The organism is Leisingera sp. S132 (assembly GCF_025144465.1).
Taxonomy (GTDB): Bacteria; Pseudomonadota; Alphaproteobacteria; order Rhodobacterales; family Rhodobacteraceae; genus Leisingera.
Genome location: NZ_CP083553.1, coordinates 1,374,233 through 1,393,120 on the forward strand (window position 1 = coordinate 1,374,233; position 18,888 = coordinate 1,393,120).

Genomic DNA, 18,888 nt, shown 5'->3' on the forward strand with positions numbered 1-18,888 from the left:
TTGCGCCCCGCGAGGGGCGCCGGAATTATGCGATAATTCCGGCCCGGAAAACGGCGGGATTACATGGAAAACGAGGTGCCGCAGCCGCAGCTGGAGGTGGCGTTGGGGTTTTCGATGGTGAAGCGTGCGCCGATCAGCTCCTCGGTGAAATCAATCACCGCGTTTTCCAGAAACGGCAGGGACACACTGTCGACCACGACTTTCTCGCCCTGGCCCTCAAGCACCAGATCATCCTCCTTGGCCTCATCCAGCGCAATCTCGTACTGGAAGCCGGAGCAGCCGCCGCCTTCCACCGCAACCCGCAGCGCCTGGCCCTGGTCCGCGGCGCCGATCTCGGCCAGCCGGGCAAAGGCGCGGTCGGTGACTTTGGGGGGCAGGTTCATCAGCTTTCTCCACGGGCGTAGGTTGCAGCGCAAAGCTTTATATAGAAAGGTGCAATTCACGCGGCAAGATGTGGAGCCCCAGCTTTGGTTAAAAGATTTGAATTGCACGCACCTTATGCCACGATGCCGGACCGCAGCCGCGGGCGGCAGGTGCCGGAGGAGGAAAGCTCCTTCCGTTCCCCCTACCAGCGCGACCGCGACCGGATCATCCATGCCAGCGCGTTCCGGCGGCTGAAGCACAAGACACAGGTTTTTGTGGAGCATGAGGGCGACAACTACCGCACCCGCCTCACCCATTCGATCGAGGTCGGGCAGGTGGGCCGCACCATTGCCGGCGCGCTGGGGCTGAACCAGGAGCTGACCGAGGCGGTGGCGCTGGCGCATGACCTCGGCCACACGCCGTTCGGGCACACCGGCGAGGATGCGCTGCATGCGCTGATGGCGCCCTACGGCGGCTTTGACCACAATGCCCAGGCAATCCGCATCGTGACTTGCCTGGAGCGCCACTATGCCGAGTTCGACGGACTGAACCTGACTTGGGAAACCCTTGAAGCCATTGCCAAACACAACGGCCCGGTGGTGGGGGAGCTGCCCTGGGCTTTGGCGGAATGCAATGCCGCCATCGACCTGGAACTGCACACCCACGCCAGCGCCGAGGCGCAGGTGGCGGCACTGTCCGATGACATCGCCTATAATAACCACGACCTGCACGACGCGCTGCGGGCCGGGTTGTTCACTGACGATGACTTGGCGCGGCTGCCGCTCTTGGACAGGGCCTATGGCGCGGTGGACCGGAAATACCCCGGCCTTGATCCCAACCGCCGCCGGCATGAGGCGCTGAGGCGGTTCTTCGGCTTCATGGTGGAGGATGTGATCGCCACTGCGCAGCACCTTCTGGCGGAAACCGGGGTGCAGAGCGTCGAGGAGGTGCGCGGCCTGGGGCATCCGGTGGTGAAGTTCTCTGATCCCCTGTGGCGCGACCTGAAGGAAATCCGCGCCTTCCTGTTCACCCGCATGTACCGGGCGCCCTCGGTGATGGAGAAGCGCGCCAAGGTTGCCAAGGTGGTGGAGGCTCTGTTTCCCTATTTCCTGGATAATCCGCAGGACATGCCGGAACGCTGGCACGCCGAGATTGCGGCCGCACTGGACCGCACCGCGCTGGCGCGGATCGTGTCGGATTATATCGCCGGTATGACCGACCGCTTTGCCCTGCAACTGCATGAGCGGCTGATCGGGGTGAAGGTCGAGGTGTAAGGGCTCTGTCTGCTGCCGTTTTGCTGTTCTTCTGTCTGCGTCTGTCCTGTCTGCGTGCCTTTGAAGGGCCGGTTAAAGATGGCGGCGCCGCCAACGGGGGCGGAGGGTAGGGCCGGAACGCCAGCGCGCCCCGGGTCCGGTCAAAAGCTTTAACCATGTGACGCCCCTGCACCTTTTGCGGAGGTGGTCTTGGGGGTCCTGGTCTCCTGTTCGCGCGGGGTGCCAGACCCGCGCCTTGTGCTGCAGCGGAAGTGACTGTCGCAGAAACGGGTTAAGGCCGCGCAAGCGGGGCGGGCGCTGCGGCGGGGCTTTGCGCAACGCCTTTCGGCGGCTTGTTTGGCGGTCAATGTTCCTGTAATGTTCTTGCTAAATTTAATTGAACAGAAGGATTGCCGGAATGATTGAGGGAAGCTGCTGCTGTGGCGCGGTCAGGTTTGAATTGCTGGCGCAACCCGGCCTGATGGGCACGTGCCATTGCTCCCGCTGCCGCAAGGCCGGGGCCAGCACCATCGTTTTTGTGAAGAAGGACGATCTGCGCTGGATTGCGGGCAAGGAGGAAGTGATGCTGTACCAGCCTGCGCCGCCCTATAAATACGGCCGCTGCTTCTGCCGGATCTGCGGCAGCTCGCTGGGGGAGATCCTGTCGGAGGAGGAGAGCTTCCCGATTGCGGCAAATGCGCTGGACGGGGCGCTGGAGGTGCGCAACAGCTTTCACGAGTTCGTGGGCGAAAAGCCCGGATGGTACGACATCTGCGACGGGGCAAAGCAGTCGCAGGGGCATCCGGCCTAGCCCATGAGGCGGGGCCGTCAGGGGGCAGCCTCTGGCCCGGCCTCGCCCCGCGGTGCAAATTGGCCGTAAGCCGTGTTATGATCTGGCCCTATGATGCCGCGGGGCATCGGCGTTATCCGCGAGGGGAGGCATAACGAGGGGAAAGCCATGGCACGCTGGACCGTCACATTCACGGACAAGCCCGAAATGGACCGGGTGCGCAGCGACAGGAAGCGGCGCGAGGCGCATATAGCCTTTGTGCGCGCGCGTCCGGAGCTGCAGATCGGCGGTGCGCTGGCGATGCGGCCGATGCAGGACTTCCCCGGCGCGATCTGGAACGTGGAGGCCGAAACCCGCCAGGATGTGGAGCGGCTGATCCTGCAGGACCCGTACTACGTGGCCTCCTTGCGTACGTATAAAATCACCGAATGGGGCACCGCCTCCGCCATCCAGGGGATGTTTTCATGACCGCCGCCAGTGAAGCCCGCAAATCCGCACCCGCATTGACCCGCTGGGCGGTGCTGTTTCGCGATGCGCCTGCGATGATGGATATCCGCGCCGACAAGGCCCGGCGCGATGCCCATGTGGCCTATGTCGAGGACCACCCGGAACTGCGCATCGGCGGCGGGCTGAAGCCGGACACGGATGGCGATTTCTGCGGCGCCTTGTGGATCGTCGAGGCCGAGGACCGGATCGAGGTGGAGCATCTGATCCATGGCGACCCGTTTTATGTGCCCGCCTTCCGCTCCTACGAGATTTTCACCTGGGGCAAAATTCTGGAAGACCGCACTGCTGTATTGTGAGACCGGCGCTGCACCCGCGGCGCAAATTTCTTGAGGAAGAAATTTGGCCGGAAAATTCGAATTTTCCGGTGCCGCCCGTCTGAGGGTCCGGGCAGCCTTTGCAATGCTGTTGACCCTGCCTCTGGCCCCCGGTATCCGCAGTGCTGAACAGTTGGGACGCCAGACATGAACCTCTTTACCGATATCCGCACGCTTGTGATTGACAGCCTGACCGCCATGACCGGCGAAGGCGCGCTGCCCGAGGGGCTCGATTTTGCCAATGTGGCGGTGGAGCCGCCGCGCGATGCCGCCCATGGCGACATGGCAACCAATGCGGCGATGGTGCTGGCCAAGCCCGCCAAGATGAAGCCGCGCGACATTGCCGAGGCGCTGGCAGCCAAGCTGGCCGCGGACGGGCGGATCACCAGCGCTGAGGTGGCAGGCCCCGGCTTCCTCAACCTGCGGCTGGCGCCGGGCGTCTGGCAGGGTGTTCTGAAATCGGTCCTGGACGCAGGCACGGATTTCGGCCGCTCGGACATGGGCGCAGGCAAGCGCGTGAACGTCGAATATGTCTCCGCCAACCCGACCGGTCCCCTGCACGTGGGCCATACCCGCGGTGCGGTGTTCGGCGATGCGCTGGCGGCGCTCTTGGCCTATGCCGGCTATGACGTCACCCGCGAGTATTACATCAACGACGGCGGCGGCCAGGTCGATGTGCTGGCGCGCTCTGTCTACCTGCGCTACCTGGAGGCGCACGGGCAGGAAGTGGCCTTTGCCGACGGCACCTATCCGGGCGACTATCTGGTCCCGGTCGGGCAGGCGCTGAAAGACAAGGTTGGCGATGCCTATGTCGGCAAGGGCGAGGACGTCTGGCTGGCCGAGGTGCGTGAATTCTCCACCGATGCGATGATGGGGCTGATCCGCGAGGACCTGGCCCAGCTCGGCATCAAGATGGACAAGTTCTATTCCGAGAAATCGCTCTATGGCACCGGCAAGATCGAGGCGGCGCTGGCCAGCCTGGAAGCCAAGGGGCTGATCTATCAGGGCGTGCTGGAGCCGCCGAAAGGCAAGAAGCCCGACGACTGGGAGCCGCGCGAGCAGACGCTGTTCAAATCCACCGATCACGGCGACGACGTGGACCGGGCGGTGAAGAAATCCGATGGCTCCTGGACCTATTTCGCGCCGGATATCGCCTATCACTACGACAAGGTGGAGCGCGGCTTTGACGAGCTGATCGACATTTTCGGCGCTGACCACGGCGGCTATGTCAAGCGGATGAAAGCGGCGGTTTCGGCGCTGTCCGACGGCAGGGTGCCGCTGGACATCAAGCTGTGCCAGCTGGTGAAGCTGTTCAAGGACGGCCAGGAATTCAAGATGTCCAAGCGGGCAGGGACCTTTGTCACCCTGCGCGATGTGGTGGATGCGGTGGGCGCGGATGTCACCCGCTTCATGCTGCTGACGCGCAAGAACGACCAGGGCTTCGACTTCGACCTCGACAAGGCGCTGGAGCAGTCCAAGGACAACCCGGTGTTCTACGTGCAATATGCGAATGCGCGGATCTGCTCGACCCTGCGCAAGGCAGAGGAACAGGGGATTGCCGCGGATGACGCCGCCTTGAACGCTGCCGACCTGACCCTGATCGCCGACCCGGCGCAGCTGGCGGTAGCTAGGAAGCTGGCCGAATGGCCGCGCCAGGTGGAAATCGCCGCCCGCACCCACGAGCCGCACCGGGTGGCCTTCTATCTCTACGACCTCGCCTCCGAGCTGCACGGCCTCTACCATCTGGGTAAGTCGAATGAAGGTTTACGCTTCGTTAACGAGAGCAGCCAATCGGCAACACATGCGAATTTGGCGCTGGCGCGGGCCGTTTCCGTTGTCATTTCCGCAGGTCTTGGTATTCTTGGCGTCAAACCGGCAGAAGAGATGCGATAACCAAAGGGGCGCAGGCCCCTGCGGACGTAAATCGCGCATTGCGCCGGAACGAGGCAGTTCAAGAGATCTGGGAATGCGGTGCCACAGACAGCGCCGCCACCCGGGCAGTGAGGCGGACAATGGCGTATTTTGCGCAGGCGGGCCACGGCCACGCCTATTCACAGGGCAGTGGCCAGCAGCAGGACACCGCAGCTGGCAGCTCCTCCGGGCAGCAGTACTCCGACCAGCCCTACGCGGGGCAGCATTACGGCAGCCAGCAGTATACCGGGCCCGGTGCCGAGCCGGCCTATGGCTATGAGGATACGGCCTATGGCTATCAGCCGGAAGGGCACGGCTATGGCGCCGATGACTATGCGGCCTATGCCGCGGCACCTGCGGGCCTGCGGGCACGGTTCTCCAAGAGCCTGAGCATCCTGGGCGCGGTGGCCTCCATTGCGCTGGTCGCAGGCGTCGGTTTCTGGGGCTACAAGCTGGTGATGCGCGACGTGAGCGGGGTGCCGGTGGTGCGCGCCGCTGAAGGCCCGATGCGCGAGCAGCCCGCAAATCCGGGCGGCAGCCAGGCAGACCATCAGGGGCTGGCGGTGAATGCGGTGGCGGCCAGCGGCAGCGCCGAGGCGCCCGCGGACCGGCTCACCCTGGCGCCCGCCGCCATTGAACTGACAGAAGATGACAAGCCGCTGCCGGAACTGGCAGCCGAAGCCGCGCCGGCAGCGGAATTGCCTGCTGTCCCGGCGGAACCGGAACTTCCCGCTGCCCCGGGTGTCTCAGCCAGTGTCAGCGATGAAGCGGTGGCCTCGTTCCAGAATGGCGATATCGATGCGCTGGTGGCGGAGCTCGCACGCGAAGCAGAAGACGTCTCTGCTGCGGTTCCCGCCTCGGCAGCAGCCCCGGCGATTGTGCAGCCGGAACCCCTGCAGCCAACACTGGCCGCTACTACCGCGTCTCCGGCACTGCTGAATGCGCCCGGCGTCAAGGTCTCGCTGCGGCCCTCGGCCCGTCCCGCACGGTTCAGCCCCGCTCCGGCCGCAGCCGCACCGGCAGCGCGTGCCGGAACCGTAGATGTGGACCCGGCAACCCTGGCCGCCGGCACCCGCCTGGCGCAACTGGGCGCCTATGAAAGCCCGGAGGTCGCGCGCGCGGAATGGAACCGCATCAGCGCCCGTTTCCCGGAGTATCTGGACACCAAGCAGCGGGTGATCCAGCGCGCCGAAAGCGGCGGGCGGACCTTCTACCGCTTGCGGGCGATGGGGTTCGACGGCCTGTCGGATGCGCGCCGGTTCTGCTCGGCGCTGGTGGCGGGCAATGCCGATTGCATTCCGGTAACCACCCGGTAACAGTACCGAGGCAGACTTATGTTCCGCCCGGCCGAAAGGCCGGGCAGCGCCCGTCCCGCCCCCCACGGGGCGGGCGCTTTGCACCCTCCCCGCCGGGCCGGGCGCAGCCCTTTTTGTCACTGACCGGGGGAGCGCGACCACCAGGGGGCACTCATGACCTACGGAGCCACGATCCTTGATGCCGAAGGCCTGCGGCTGACAGCGGATGAAAAGGCGTTCTTCCGTGATGCCGACCCGTTCGGCTTCATCCTGTTTGCCCGAAACCTGGAAGATGTCGAACAGATCCAGGCCCTTTGCGGGGACTTCCGCGAGGCGGTGGGCCGCAACTGCCCGATCACCATCGATCAGGAGGGCGGACGGGTCCAGCGGCTGCGCAAACCGCTTGCGCGCAACTGGCGCCCCCCGCTGGAGCATGTGCAGCTGGCCGGCGAGGATGCCGTGCGGGCGATGTACCTGCGCTACCGTCTGATCGCGCATGAGCTGCACGGGCTGGGCATCGACAGCAACTGCGCTCCGATTGCTGATATCGCTTTTGCCGAAACCCATGAGTTCCTGCGCAACCGCTGCTATGGCACCAGCGCCGCAACTGTGGCGCGGATTGCCCGCGCAGTGGCAACCGCGCATCTGGACGGCGGCGTGCTGCCGGTGCTGAAACATATCCCGGGCCATGGCCGCGCCACCGCGGACAGCCACCTGGACCTGCCGCATGTGGCCAGCCACCCGGAGACGCTGGAGGACAGCGATTTTGCCGCCTTTACAGCGCTCAACGACCTGCCGCTGGGGATGACCGCGCATTTGGTCTATGACGCCTATGACGACCAGCCCGCCACCACCTCGCCGGTGATGATGCGGCTGATCCGGGAACGCATCGGCTTTGACGGGCTGATCATGACCGACGATATCTCGATGAAGGCGCTGCAGGGATCGCTGGCAGACAACGCCCGCGCCTCGCTGGCGGCGGGCTGTGATGTTGTCCTGCTGTGCAATGCCTCGCTGGAGGAACGGAAGGCAGTGGCTGAGGCTGCCGGCACCATGAGTGAAGCGGCACAGACCCGCGCAGAGCGCGCGCTGGAGGCCCGCCGCGCACCTGTTGCCCTTGACATTATGAGCGCTGAAAGAGAACTTGCCGCCCTCATGGGCGGGCAGGTGTATGGCTGAGCAGACACTTTTTTCAGAAGCGGACACGAGCGTAGAGGAACGGCTGGCGGCCGAGGCCCTGATCGTGGATGTGGACGGGTTCGAAGGCCCGCTCGACCTGCTGCTGACGCTGTCGCGCACGCAGAAAGTCGACCTGCGCAAGATCTCCGTTCTGGAGCTGGCCAAGCAGTACCTGGCCTTTGTCGAGAAGGCCAAGGAACTGCGCATTGAGCTGGCGGCCGATTATCTGGTGATGGCGGCCTGGCTGGCGTTTCTGAAGTCCCGCCTGCTGCTGCCCCCCGACCCGGAAGAAGAGGGGCCGTCGGGCGAAGAACTGGCCGCCCACCTGGCGTTCCAGCTGGAACGCCTCCAGGCGATGCGCGACGCCGCCGCACGGCTGATGGGGCGCGACCGGCTGGGCCGCGACTTCTTTGCCCGCGGCGAGGAAGAGAGCGTCGCCCGCATCAAGACCGTGACCTATACCGCCAACCTTCTGGACCTGATGCAGGCCTATGCCCGCATCCGCACCAAGGAGGACTTCCGCCCCTTCGTGATGGACCGCGACTCGGTCTTCACCATGGAGGAGGCGCTGGACCGGATGCGGCATCTGCTGGGCTTTACCGGCGACTGGACCGACCTGATCAGTTATCTGCCGGACGGCTGGCACAGCGATCCGGTCAAGCGCCGTTCAGCGACCGCGGCGACCTTTGCCGCCTCGCTGCAGCTGGTCAAGGAAGGCAAGGCAGAGCTGCGCCAGAGCGAAACATTTGCGCCCATTCAGCTGCGCAGCCTCGACGAGGATACCTGATGGAAGATCAGATCATGGACGCGGCCGGCAGCTCTGGCCGGACCGAAAACGACACCTTGTTTGACGCGCCGCCGATGGCAGAGCAGGAGCGGATGGTCGAGGCGGTGCTGTTCGCCAGCGCCGAGCCTGTTACCCTGCGCGACCTTGAGGGCCGCATGCCGCCCGGCTGCAACCCGCGCGAGGCGCTGGAGCATCTGCGCAAGCGCTATGAGGGGCGCGGCGTGCGTGTCGTGCGCCTGGGCGATGCCTGGGCGATCCGAACCGCGCCGGATCTCGGCTTTCTGATGCAGAAGGAAACCACCGAGCTGCGCAAGCTGAGCCGCGCCGCCATCGAAACCCTGGCCATTGTTGCCTATCACCAGCCGGTGACCCGGGCGGAGATCGAGGAAATCCGCGGTGTTTCAGTGTCGCGCGGCACCATCGACCAGTTGATGGAGATGGACTGGATCCGCCTGGGCCGCCGCCGGATGACGCCGGGCCGCCCGGTGACATTTGTGGTGACCCCGGATTTCCTGGACCATTTCGGCCTCGAAAGCGCCCGCGACCTGCCAGGCCTCAAGGAACTGCGCGCCGCGGGCCTTTTGGAGAACCGGCCGCCGCCGGGCAGCCTGCCGCTGGGTCAGGGCGGCGACGAGGACGACGAGGCGGAAGAACAGGCCGAACTGTTCGAGGAGTGATGCCCCGGCGCTTCGGAACGCCCGGAAATTGCCGCATTGGTTTTCTAAGATGCCCGCAAGGCTAGGCAGAGGACTGAGGCCATGAATGCGAACTGGATCATCCGCATGGTGCTGCGCCGCCTGATCGGGCGTGCGGTCAATGCCGGGCTGCGCCGCGCCGCACAGCACGGTGCGCAGCGCCTGGGCAAGAGCAAGGGGCCGGCGCCTGGATTCGGACCTGGCCCCAGCCCGCAACGCAAATTCCGCAATGCAAGGTCGCGCATTCCCAAGGTCAAGTAGCGGAACCGGCAGCCAGCGCGCCGGGCTTGTGCCGGAGGCCAAGCGCCTCAGCCGCGCCGCTGAGCGCCAGCAGCGCGGACAGCATCAGGCAGCCCGCCAAACCCCAGGCTGCGAACAGCAGCCCGCCCGCAAAGGGTGCTGCAAACACACAGAGGTAAGTGACGGTGCTGTAAAGGCCCATGATCGCGCCGCGCTGCGCAGGTTCCAGCGCCGTGAGTCGCGCCACCAGCAGGTTGAGGGCAAGATGCTGGAACACGCCCCAGATCAGGGCAGCCCCCAGCAACAGCAGGTATTCCGGCGCAACGGTCATCATCAGCAGGTAGCTGGCTGCGACCGCCAGCAGCACCGGCGCGGTGGCGCGGGCCAGCCCCAGGCGGTCCAAGAGCGGATCCAGCAGCACCGCAAGGCCAAAGCCGATACCGTAGAACAGCGGCAACAGACCCGCCTGCGTGGTGCTGAGGCCAAGCGCTTGGGTGATATGGGCGCCGGTGAAGAAATAGCTGCTGTAAAACCCCATCATCAGCAGCGCGGTTGCGAGCAGGCCGCGGAAAATCCCCGGCACTCGCAGCGCCGTCAGCGGCGAGGTCGCCTGGCCGCTGGGGCTGCCCGCGGCGCGCAGCGAAGCGGAAGCGGCCCACAGCAGCAGCGCCACGCCCGCCAGCGCGCCATAGACCACGCGCCAGCCCGCGAGGTCGGTGGCCCAGGCGCTGACGCTGACACCCAGCACCATCGACACCGTCCAGCCCGCCAGCACGTAGCCCAGCACCCGCGCTTCGCGTCCCTTGGGGGCAATCACCATTGCCAGCGTGTAGATCGAGGGCAGGGCGGCTCCGGCCGCCAGCCCGCAGAGCGCCTGCGCGGCCATCAGTGTCCAGACATCCGGCGCTGCGGCACTGGCGCCCAGCCCGGCCCCCAGCAGCAGGAGTGCCGCGCGCATCAGCCGCCCGGCGCCGATCCGGTCCCCTAGCGGCGCCAGCAGCAAGGCTGCGGCGGCGACCCCCAGCCCATAAGCACTGGCGGCCCGCATCACCTCTGCCGTGGTGGCATTCAGGGTTTCGCTGACAGCCGTCACCACCGGCGACAGCAGCAGGGAGTTGGCACCAATCACGCCAATGGCGCTCATCAGGATCAGAATCGGGGTTCGCATGGGTTTACCTTGAAGAATGTTCAGGTATATTTGCTAAATGCTGAAAAAAGTTCTGTGAAGGTGGGGCGGATATGGTCAGAGGAAAAACAGATGAGGTTCGGAGGAACGGCGGGCCTGCCCGCGTTCCGGACGCGTTGGACCGAAAAATATTAGGCGCGCTGAGCGTCGATGCGACCCTGTCCTATGCTGCCATCGGGCACGTGGCGGGCCTCTCGGCACCGGCGGTGCATGAGCGGGTGAAGCGGCTCAGGGCCTCCGGTGCGATCCGGGCAACGGTGGCGCAGCTGGACGGGCCTGCGGTGGGCAAGCCGATGCTGGCCTTCATCCATGTGGACACGGTCGGCTGGGGCAAAACGGCGGAACTCATGTCGCTGGAAGCCTGGCCGGAGGTGGAGGAGATCCACACCGCCACCGGCGACACCTGCCTGATCCTCAAGGTGCGGGTGGCCTCGCCGCATGCGCTGGAGGGGCTGCTGGCCCGGATCTATGACGTCGAAGGGGTGCGCGGCACCCGCACCTATATGACGCTTTCCACCCATCTGGAGCGCACCGTGCAGGCTGGCGTCAGCGCAGAGCTGGAGGAGGATCTGTATATCAAGCGTTGAGGGCGCGGACGGGCGCCGCCCGGCGGTGCCGCCGGGCGAAAGGGTCAAGCAGGCGTCTTGAAATGCTTGGACAGCTTCAGCCCCTGGCCCTGGTAGTTGGAGGCAATGCCCGCGCCGTAAAGCTGTTCCGGCACCTCGGCCATCTTCTCATAGACCAGGCGGCCCACGACCTGCCCGTGCTCCAGCACAAAGGGCGCCTCGTGGCAGCGCACCTCCAGCACCCCGCGCGAGCCGGTGCCGCCAGCCGCGTCATGGCCGAAGCCGGGGTCGAAAAAGCCCGCATAATGCACCCGGAATTCGCCGACCATCGCCAGATAGGGCGCCATCTCCGCCGCATAGGCGGGCGGGATATGCACCGCCTCGCGGCTGACCAGAATATAGAATGCGCCGGGGTCCAGGATGATGCGGCCATCCTTGGTGCGGACCTCTTCCCAGTACTCCTGCGGGTCGTATTCGCCGATCCGGTCCAGGTCGATGACGCCGGTGTGCGGTTTGGCGCGGTAGCCGACCAGATCGGTGCCGGGCAGTTTCAGATCGACGGAAAAGCCCAGCCCGTCCTCGATCACCGCCTCGCCATTCACCAGCGGGGTGCCGGCGTGCAGCATCTTGAGCTCTGCGTCCGACAGAACCGCCTGGCCGGTGCGGAAGCGGATCTGGTTGAGCCGCATGCCCGGGCGCACCAGCACCGAGAAGGAGCGCGGGCAGATCTCGGCAAAAAGCGGGCCGGTGTAACCGGGCTTGATGCGGTCAAACTCCTCGCCGCCGTCGGTGATGGTGCGGGTCAGGAGGTCCAGCCGCCCGGTGGAGCTTTTGGCGTTGGCGACGGCGGATACATCGCCGGGCAGCGCCAGCCCTTCCATCAGCGGCACCACGTAGACGCAGCCCTTCTCCAGCACTGCGCCATTGCTCAGGTCGATCCGGTGCATCTCGAATTCGGTCAGCCGGTCGGAAACGCTGCGGCCCTGGCCGGCCAGAAACGACGCCCGCACCCGGTAGGCGATGCTGCCGAGGCGCAGGTCGAGGCTGGCGGGCTGCACCTGGCCCTCCACCAGCGGCGTGCTGACGGTGATCTCCCCGCGTTCCAGCATCATTTCAATGGTTTGGCTGGGCAAAACGCCTGTCATTTCCTGTCCCCCTCCGCGCGCCGGCTTTGCGGCGATGCTGTCCCATCCGGGCGCCATGCGCAATCGGCAAAGCTGGTTCCGGATGTGAAAACGCCCGGGTGCGTGAACACCCGGGCGTTTTTCATATGGTCGGGCTAGCAGGACTCGAACCTGCGACCTTCCGTCCCCCAGACGGACGCGCTACCAGGCTGCGCCATAGCCCGTTGCAAAGCCTTCTAACCGTTTTCGCGGCAGGGGCAAGAGGGGGCGGCAAGATTTTTTGCGGCCCCGCAAAGAAATTCAGCAGTCAGAAGCAGTTGACGGGTCAGGCACAGATGGCAGCCGTTTCCCGGGCCGGAATTCGCGCCGAATTCCGGTTTGGCGGCCTCAGGGCCTGTTCTGAACAAGGGCGCGCAGTTCCTCGGTGCAGGCGGCAATTGCGGTCAGCGACTGCGGCGGCAGGCTGCGGGTTTCCGCCAGCAGCGCCAGAATGCCGGGCTGGACCGGGACAGGCGCAGCCGGAGCAGCTTCGGCCAGCGGTTCTGCCGGCTCTTCGGCGGCCTCTTCCAGCGCAGGTTCCGGTGCCGGTCCGGTCAGCTCCGCGGCCATTTCCCCGGCCTCGAAGTCCGGCAGGGCGGAGGGCTCCCCGATGGCGGCCGTTTGCGCGTCCGGCTCTGCTTCAACCTCTGCGTCCGGCTGAGCTGGCTCTTCGGCGCCGTCATCACCGCTGCCGTCGAAACCGGCTGCGAACTCCAGCGCATCCGCCTGGCGGGCGGCTTCGTCCAGATCATGCGGCGGGAAGGCTGCGGCGGGACTGGAAATATGATCGTCCTCCGGCTCGGGTGCCGGTTGCGCCGGTTCTTCCGCGGAAACGGCGAACTCCAGCGGCTCTTCCGGCTGCATCCCTGCGGCGGCAACAAGCGTGTCTTCTGCCGGGACCGGGTCTGCCGGCGTCTCCTCCTCAGCAAGCTCTGCTGCAAGCGGCGCCTGCTCCTCTGCCTCGGGAACTGCGGCCTCAGCGGGGTCCTCTTCCTCGAGGTCCACTGCTGCAACGGGATCCGGCTCAGGGCCGGGATGCGGGGCCGTGTCCTGCATGTCCTCTGCCGGAGGCAGCCCGGCAGCAAAAGACGGCTCTGCAGCGCTGAGTTCCGGTTCCGGACCCGCGGCGGGCTCCGCTTCCGGCTCTGGCAGGTGTTCCTGGCCGGTCAGCGGCGCGATCTCTTCCAGCGGCGCGGTCGGTGTTTCAAGGGCTGGCTCTGCTGCCGCCTCCGGGGCGGCTTCGACGCTGTCCTCGGCCAGCGCCGGCGCGGCTGCAGGCGGCAGTCCCGCGGCAGCCTCAACAGGTTCGTCGGCAACGGCGGCGTCTTCTGCGGCCTCAGGTTCCGGCAAATGCTCCTGGCCGGTCAGCGGAGCGATATCCTCCATCGGGGAGGGGGGCGCAACAGTGGCGGGCGCCGCTGCCGGTTCCGGCGCGGTTTCCAAAATGTCTGCAACAGGCGCTGCTGGTTCGGCTGCTGCCGGCGCTGCGTCCTGTGCAGCAGCGGGCGCATCTTCAAAGCCGGCCAGGGACGCCTCTGTTCCGTCAGCCGTTTCAGGCGCGGATACAGGTTCCGGAACCTCTTCCGTCAGCGGTGCGGCGGTTTCCGGTTCTGTGACGCCGTCATCCGCGAAAAGCTCTTGCGCCGCCCCGGCCGCTGGTCCGGCTGCTTGTTCCTGCGCCTCAGCCGCGGCGCGCAGCGGACTTGTTTCATCTGCTTCCGCTTCCTGATCCTGCACGGCTGGTTCAGCGGCGGTCAGTTCTGCGCCCTCTGGTTCGGGCTGCGCCACCGGTTCGGGGGCAGAGAACGGCTGCGCTGCTTCCATCCGGGGTTCAGCCGGCTGTTCCTCAAACGGTGCGGCCCCTTCGGACCGGTCTTCCGTGTGGTCTTCTGCCTGTCCGGCTGCCTCGCTTGCTGAGGCGGCGGACTCTGCTGCAGGAGCGGGGGAGGCCGAGGCAGGGGCGGCGGGGGCGTTGCCGGACGGGGCAGCGCTGCCGCTTGCGGCAGGCGGTGCCAGGTCCATCTGCATTTGCGGCGCAGCGGCGGCTTCGGGCCGTGGGACGACGGGGGTGGCAGCCGCGGGCGCCGGCGGTGCGGTGTCTGCGCCAGCCTGCGGGAAGCCGACGACATTGCTGTCTTCGCTGTCTTCGGCGCCGCCACCGGACTGAGCCTCTGTGCTCATCTCCAGAGACTGCTGCCAGTCGTCGCCCAGCTTGTCCGCGGGCGCTGGTGCCTCGACGGCGGGCTCTTCCTCGCCGTCCAGCGGATGCGACAGGCTGGCGACATGGGCCACGCCCTGTTCACGCAGCAGCGCTTGCACTTCCTTGATCGACAACCCGTCGACGTGCAGCAGTTTCCTGATCCCGCCCAGCAGCTGCATGTCCGCAGGCCGGTAATAGCGCCGCCCGCCGGCGCGCTTTACAGGTTTGACCTGGGTGAACTTGCTCTCCCAGAAGCGCAGAACATGCGCCTGCACGTCCAGCCAATCCGCAACTTCGCTGATGGTGCGGAAGGCGTCCGGTGATTTCGACATGGCCTAATTGGTCCCGTTACTTACGGTTGCCGTCTGCCACGCGGTCCTTCATCAGATGGGAGGGCCGGAAGGTCAGCACGCGGCGCGGCTGGATCGGCACTTCTTCGCCCGTCTTCGGGTTGCGCCCGACGCGGGCCGATTTGTCCCTTACGCTGAAGGTGCCGAACGAGGAAATCTTAACCTGTTCACCGCGCACCAGGGCATCCGACATATGCTGCAGCATGCTTTCCACCAGCTGTGCGCTTTCGTTTCGCGACAGGCCGACTTCCCGGAAAACGGCTTCACTCAAATCCATTCGTGTCAGTGTTTTTTCGCCCATACCAATCCCCGTTGTTTGCCAGAGCATAGGGCGGAGGGAATTTCCCTGTCAATATCAATGAATTGCGCGGGGGAATTCGGGCGGAGAATCTGACTGCGCCGTTACCAGCGCAGCACAACAGCTCCCCAGGCCAAGCCGCCGCCGATAGCCTCAGTCACGATCAGATCGCCTTCCTTGATCTGGCCGCGTTCCTTGCCAACCGACAAAGCCAGCGGAATGGAGGCGGCGGAGGTGTTTCCGTGATCCTGCACGGTTACCACCACGTTGTCCATGCTGAGGCCCATTTTCTTGGCAGTGCCCTGGATGATGCGGATATTGGCCTGATGCGGAACGATCCAGTCGACATCCGCCGCTGACAGGCCCGCGCGGTCCAGCGCCGTATTGGCGGTGGAGGCGAGTTTTTCCACCGCGTGGCGGAACACCTGGTTGCCCTGCATCCGCAGGTGGCCGGTCGTATGGGTGGAGACGCCGCCGTCGACATACAGCAGGTCCTTGTAGCGGCCATCGGAATTGAGGTCGGTTGCCAGGATGCCGCGGTCTGTATTGGTGCCGGGCTGTTCCTGGGCTTCCAGCAGCAGCGCGCCGGCGCCGTCGCCGAACAGCACGCAGGTGGAGCGGTCGGTCCAGTCCATGATCCGGCTGAAGGTTTCTGCGCCAATCACCATCACGCGGCTTGCCTGGCCCGAAGCGATCAGGGCGCTGGCGTTGGACAGCGCATAGACAAAGCCCGCGCAAACCGCCTGCACGTCAAAGGCAAAGCCCTTGGTCATGCCCAGCTTGGACTGCACCATGGTGGCGGCAGAGGGGAAGGTGAGATCGGGGGTGGAGGTGGCCACAACGATGGCATCCACATCATCCGCCGTCAGGCCTGCATCCGCCAAAGCGCGCTCTGCAGCCTTGGCGGCCATATCCGATGTGGTCTCTCCCTCAGCGGCAAAATGGCGGCGTTCGATGCCGGAGCGGCTGCGGATCCATTCGTCCGTTGTGTCCAGCGTGGCTTCGAATTCCGCGTTTTCAACCACCCGCTCGGGGAGATAGTGACCTGTGCCAACAACTACCGCGCGTCGCGTCATCCGTCTGCCTGCCTATTTTCAGTCTTTTTCGGTGGCCGCCCGCACCTCGCGGGGGGCAGTATTATCTTGGGTATGCAAACCGGCAGATGCAACCCGCGCGGCCAGCTTTTCGGCGAAACCGTGCTGCGCCAGCCGGAAGGCCAGTTTGACGGCTGCCGAGACACCCGTGGCATCGGCGCCGCCGTGGGATTTGACCACGGTGCCGTTGAGGCCCAGGAACACGCCGCCATTGACGCGGCGCGGGTCCATCCGTTTGGACAGCCGCTTGAGCGAGGTCATCGCCAGAAGCGCGGCAATTCTGGACAGGAATGAGTACCCGAACGCCTCGCGCAATGCGGTGCGCATCAGGCTGGCGGTGCCTTCGCCGGTCTTGATCGCCACATTGCCGGTGAAGCCGTCGGTCACGATCACATCGGCAACATCGCCGGGAATATCGCTGCCTTCGACAAAGCCGACAAACTCGTAGTGCGCCTGCCCGGCCTGTTCTGAGATCAGCCCGTAGGCCTCCTTCAGCTCGGCGCGGCCCTTGTGCTCCTCTGTGCCGACATTCAGCAGCCCGACGCGGGGACGTGCGATGTCCATCGAGTTGCGCACGTAAGACGTGCCCATCAGGGCAAACTGCAGCAGATCCCCGGCATCCGCTTTCACGTCGGCGCCGACATCCAGCATGACGTTGAACCCCTGTGGGTTCAGCGATGGCCAGAGGATTGCAATGGCAGGCCGGTTGACGCCCGGCAGCTTGCGCAGCCGCAGCATCGACAGGGCCATCAGCGCGCCGGTGTTGCCGCAGGAAACCGCGCCAGAGGCTTCGCCGTTCTTGACCGCATCCAGGGCCGACCACATCGAGGTGCCCTTGCCGTTGCGCATCACCTGGGAAGGTTTGTCCTCCATGGTGACCACGTCGCGGACATCACGGATGTCCACGCGGCCATTCAGCGCGCGTTTCTTGGCAACCAGAGGGGCCAGCTGATCAGCAGGCCCGTGCAGGATGAAACCGATGTCCGGGTTCTTTTCTGCGGACATGGCAATGCCGGCCACCACAACAGCAGGGCCGGCGTCTCCGCCCATGGCGTCAACAGAAATAGTGATGCGGCCGGCTTTTGCCTGATTTTGATCGGGTTTACCCGTCATGCGAAAGCCTGCCTGGCATCAGGATCCTGTCCGTGGCTTAAGCCGCGTCCTCATCGATCTCGATCTCGTCTGCAGCTGCGACGATTTCCTTGTCGTCGTAGTGGCCGCAGGAGGGGCACACGTGGTGCGGGCGCTTCAGCTCGCCGCAGTTGCCGCATTCGTTCGGGTTCGCAGCAACCAGTGCATCGTGCGCGCGGCGGTTGTTGCGGCGCGATTTGGATACTTTGTTCTGTTGGACGGCCATGTCTCAACCTTTGTCTGTTTGGGCCTTGGGGCCATCCCCGCGGCGCGATTGCATTCTGTTCGATCAGTCTGACGTGCGTTTAGGCGTCTGCCCAAGCATTGTCCAACCAAAAATTCCGATGAGCGCGCGAAAATACTGCGAATCTCCGCTGGCGCAAGCTGTTTTTTAAGACAGGCAGAGGGGCGGCGCCAGAGGCGATTTTCTGCGCCGCAAAAATTCTGCGATCAGTCCTCATCTTTCAGCTGGCTGCGCAGGGCAGCAAGGCCTGCAAACGGCCGGGTGTCCTCGTCGCGCATCGGCTGCACGCCGTCTTCGGCATAGACAGCCTCGCCCAGTTCGGCGCCGTCCTTGCGCGGATAGGCGGGAATGTGCAGCGCCAGCGCCTCTGTCATCACAGCCGCCGGCTCGATGTGGCTGCCCAGCGATTCGATGCTGTCATCCTCGGGCATTTCAACCTCGGCGCCGTCCGGGGTCTCAACGCGGGCCAGATAGGTGATTTCCACCGCTTCCTCGATCCTCGTGGTCACCGGCTCCAGCGTCACCACACAGTCCTGCACCACGGTTGCCCCCAGCCGGCCTGCCAGTTTCCAGTCTTTCTTGCCCATCGCCTTGATCTCGCCGGTGAAGCGCAGCTTGCGCAAGGCGTTCACCCCCAGTTCTGCCGCCAGCGCGGCCATGGCGGCCTTGTCCGGGACGATTTCAAAGACGGTCGGGGCGTTTTGCGGCAGGTCCGCGACCCGCAAAGCGGTGCTGTCAGACATATTCGGGGACTTTCGTTTCTTGAACCGGAGGCGGTCATTAGGTAATCGGGTTAAAAGACGTATTCAAGCCGCCGGTGATGGCGGCAGGCTGGGGGGCAGTCATGGTTGCAAAGGCATTTCACTTCAAGGCGGTTTTGCGCGGGGCAGTATTTGCGGCAGCGGGGCTGGCCCTGGCGGCCTGCGCGTCGGTCTACCGCAAACACGGTTATGTGCCGGCGCCGGAACTGCTGGCCGAAGTGGTGCCGGGCGTCGACACCCGGGATTCGGTGGCAGAGACAATCGGCATCCCGTCATCAACCGGGGTGCTGAACGAAAGCGGCTACTACTATGTGGCAACCCGGTTCCGCCACTACGGTGCCAAGGCGCCGGAGCCGGTGGCGCGCGACCTGGTTGCGATCAGCTTTGACACCTCGGGCGTGGTGCAGGCGATCGAGCGCTTCAGCCTGGAAGACGGCAAGGTGGTGCCGCTGGAGCGCCGCGTGACCAGCTCCGGCGTGCAGGACAACACCTTCCTGCGGCAGCTGCTGGGCAACCTGGGCACATTCAATCCCGGCCAGTTGCTGAACAGCGAATAAGGCG

22 protein-coding genes and 1 tRNA gene are annotated in these 18,888 nt (G+C 65.3%); 12 read left to right on the forward strand and 11 right to left on the reverse strand.

Annotated elements, in window-relative coordinates:
- Nucleotides 1–59 precede the first annotated feature (59 nt).
- Entirely contained in the window at nucleotides 60–383 is a 324-nt protein-coding gene (locus K3725_RS06705) for an iron-sulfur cluster assembly accessory protein (RefSeq protein ID WP_039178633.1), read from the reverse strand.
- 102 nt (nucleotides 384–485) lie between these two features.
- Here K3725_RS06705 and K3725_RS06710 point away from each other — a divergent pair, with 102 nt between their 5' ends.
- The gene (locus K3725_RS06710; protein ID WP_260018580.1) at nucleotides 486–1,637 is read left to right on the forward strand and encodes a deoxyguanosinetriphosphate triphosphohydrolase; all 1,152 of its coding nucleotides are present in this window, start codon (nucleotides 486–488) and stop codon (nucleotides 1,635–1,637) included.
- Nucleotides 1,638–1,980: 343 nt separating this feature from the next.
- Here the strand turns inward: K3725_RS06710 and K3725_RS06715 are convergent, their stop codons facing one another.
- A complete protein-coding gene (locus K3725_RS06715; RefSeq protein WP_260018036.1) occupies nucleotides 1,981–2,112 on the reverse strand; it encodes a hypothetical protein in 132 nt (43 codons plus the stop codon).
- Between K3725_RS06715 and K3725_RS06720 the strand changes: the two genes are divergently transcribed.
- The 9 genes from K3725_RS06720 to K3725_RS06760 all read left to right on the forward strand — a co-directional run bounded on the left by K3725_RS06720 (nucleotide 2,098) and on the right by K3725_RS06760 (nucleotide 9,355).
- On the forward strand, nucleotides 2,098–2,427 hold the full coding sequence (locus K3725_RS06720) for a GFA family protein (protein ID WP_260018037.1): 330 nt from the start codon (nucleotides 2,098–2,100) through the stop codon (nucleotides 2,425–2,427). The two genes, K3725_RS06715 and K3725_RS06720, sit on opposite strands and share 15 nt — an antisense overlap.
- A 147-nt stretch (nucleotides 2,428–2,574) precedes the next feature.
- Complete coding sequence (locus K3725_RS06725; RefSeq protein ID WP_260018038.1) at nucleotides 2,575–2,874, forward strand: YciI family protein; 300 nt, start codon at nucleotides 2,575–2,577, stop codon at nucleotides 2,872–2,874.
- Entirely contained in the window at nucleotides 2,871–3,209 is a 339-nt protein-coding gene (locus K3725_RS06730) for a YciI family protein (protein WP_260018039.1), read from the forward strand. The genes K3725_RS06725 and K3725_RS06730 overlap by 4 nt, the downstream gene beginning before the upstream one ends.
- A gap of 165 nt (nucleotides 3,210–3,374) precedes the next feature.
- On the forward strand, nucleotides 3,375–5,120 hold the full coding sequence (gene argS, locus K3725_RS06735; protein ID WP_260018040.1) for an arginine--tRNA ligase: 1,746 nt from the start codon (nucleotides 3,375–3,377) through the stop codon (nucleotides 5,118–5,120).
- A gap of 119 nt (nucleotides 5,121–5,239) precedes the next feature.
- Entirely contained in the window at nucleotides 5,240–6,454 is a 1,215-nt protein-coding gene (locus K3725_RS06740) for an SPOR domain-containing protein (protein WP_260018041.1), read from the forward strand.
- A 153-nt stretch (nucleotides 6,455–6,607) separates the two neighbouring features.
- Nucleotides 6,608–7,612, forward strand: coding sequence for a beta-N-acetylhexosaminidase (gene nagZ, locus K3725_RS06745; RefSeq protein WP_260018042.1), 1,005 nt, complete (start codon nucleotides 6,608–6,610; stop codon nucleotides 7,610–7,612).
- Nucleotides 7,605–8,399, forward strand: a complete 795-nt coding sequence (locus K3725_RS06750) for a ScpA family protein (protein WP_039190157.1) — start codon at nucleotides 7,605–7,607, stop codon at nucleotides 8,397–8,399. The genes nagZ and K3725_RS06750 overlap by 8 nt, the downstream gene beginning before the upstream one ends.
- Nucleotides 8,399–9,076 carry an SMC-Scp complex subunit ScpB gene (scpB, locus tag K3725_RS06755; RefSeq protein ID WP_260018043.1) on the forward strand — a complete coding sequence of 226 codons (678 nt, stop codon included), beginning with the start codon at nucleotides 8,399–8,401 and terminating at the stop codon, nucleotides 9,074–9,076. The genes K3725_RS06750 and scpB overlap by 1 nt, the downstream gene beginning before the upstream one ends.
- An 81-nt stretch (nucleotides 9,077–9,157) precedes the next feature.
- The gene (locus K3725_RS06760; protein ID WP_260018044.1) at nucleotides 9,158–9,355 is read left to right on the forward strand and encodes a hypothetical protein; all 198 of its coding nucleotides are present in this window, start codon (nucleotides 9,158–9,160) and stop codon (nucleotides 9,353–9,355) included.
- Here the strand turns inward: K3725_RS06760 and K3725_RS06765 are convergent.
- On the reverse strand, nucleotides 9,348–10,502 hold the full coding sequence (locus K3725_RS06765; RefSeq protein WP_260018045.1) for an MFS transporter: 1,155 nt from the start codon (nucleotides 10,500–10,502) through the stop codon (nucleotides 9,348–9,350). The genes K3725_RS06760 and K3725_RS06765 overlap by 8 nt on opposite strands.
- A 134-nt stretch (nucleotides 10,503–10,636) precedes the next feature.
- Here K3725_RS06765 and K3725_RS06770 point away from each other — a divergent pair, with 134 nt between their 5' ends.
- The gene (locus tag K3725_RS06770; protein WP_260018046.1) at nucleotides 10,637–11,107 is read left to right on the forward strand and encodes an Lrp/AsnC family transcriptional regulator; all 471 of its coding nucleotides are present in this window, start codon (nucleotides 10,637–10,639) and stop codon (nucleotides 11,105–11,107) included.
- 44 nt (nucleotides 11,108–11,151) lie between these two features.
- Here K3725_RS06770 and K3725_RS06775 read toward each other — a convergent pair whose 3' ends face one another.
- From K3725_RS06775 to K3725_RS06810, 8 genes are all read right to left on the reverse strand, one after another.
- The gene (locus K3725_RS06775) at nucleotides 11,152–12,231 is read right to left on the reverse strand and encodes a 2'-deoxycytidine 5'-triphosphate deaminase (protein WP_260018047.1); all 1,080 of its coding nucleotides are present in this window, start codon (nucleotides 12,229–12,231) and stop codon (nucleotides 11,152–11,154) included.
- Between the two features lie 126 nt (nucleotides 12,232–12,357).
- Nucleotides 12,358–12,434: transfer RNA gene (locus K3725_RS06780), tRNA-Pro, on the reverse strand.
- 163 nt (nucleotides 12,435–12,597) lie between these two features.
- Nucleotides 12,598–14,781 carry a MerR family transcriptional regulator gene (locus K3725_RS06785; RefSeq protein WP_260018048.1) on the reverse strand — a complete coding sequence of 728 codons (2,184 nt, stop codon included), beginning with the start codon at nucleotides 14,779–14,781 and terminating at the stop codon, nucleotides 12,598–12,600.
- Nucleotides 14,782–14,797: 16 nt separating this feature from the next.
- Nucleotides 14,798–15,100: an integration host factor subunit alpha gene (ihfA, locus tag K3725_RS06790; RefSeq protein WP_008207184.1), complete on the reverse strand. Its 303-nt coding sequence runs from the start codon at nucleotides 15,098–15,100 to the stop codon at nucleotides 14,798–14,800.
- 101 nt (nucleotides 15,101–15,201) lie between these two features.
- Nucleotides 15,202–16,173, reverse strand: a complete 972-nt coding sequence (locus K3725_RS06795) for a beta-ketoacyl-ACP synthase III (protein WP_260018049.1) — start codon at nucleotides 16,171–16,173, stop codon at nucleotides 15,202–15,204.
- Between the two features lie 18 nt (nucleotides 16,174–16,191).
- Nucleotides 16,192–17,304, reverse strand: coding sequence for a phosphate acyltransferase PlsX (plsX, locus tag K3725_RS06800; RefSeq protein ID WP_260018050.1), 1,113 nt, complete (start codon nucleotides 17,302–17,304; stop codon nucleotides 16,192–16,194).
- 37 nt (nucleotides 17,305–17,341) lie between these two features.
- A complete protein-coding gene (rpmF, locus tag K3725_RS06805) occupies nucleotides 17,342–17,548 on the reverse strand; it encodes a 50S ribosomal protein L32 (protein WP_008558107.1) in 207 nt (68 codons plus the stop codon).
- A gap of 224 nt (nucleotides 17,549–17,772) precedes the next feature.
- Nucleotides 17,773–18,309, reverse strand: a complete 537-nt coding sequence (locus K3725_RS06810) for a DUF177 domain-containing protein (protein WP_260018051.1) — start codon at nucleotides 18,307–18,309, stop codon at nucleotides 17,773–17,775.
- Nucleotides 18,310–18,410: 101 nt separating this feature from the next.
- On the opposite strand from K3725_RS06810, the gene K3725_RS06815 reads away from it, so the two are divergent.
- A complete protein-coding gene (locus K3725_RS06815; RefSeq protein WP_260018052.1) occupies nucleotides 18,411–18,884 on the forward strand; it encodes an outer membrane protein assembly factor BamE in 474 nt (157 codons plus the stop codon).
- Nucleotides 18,885–18,888: the final 4 nt, after the last annotated feature.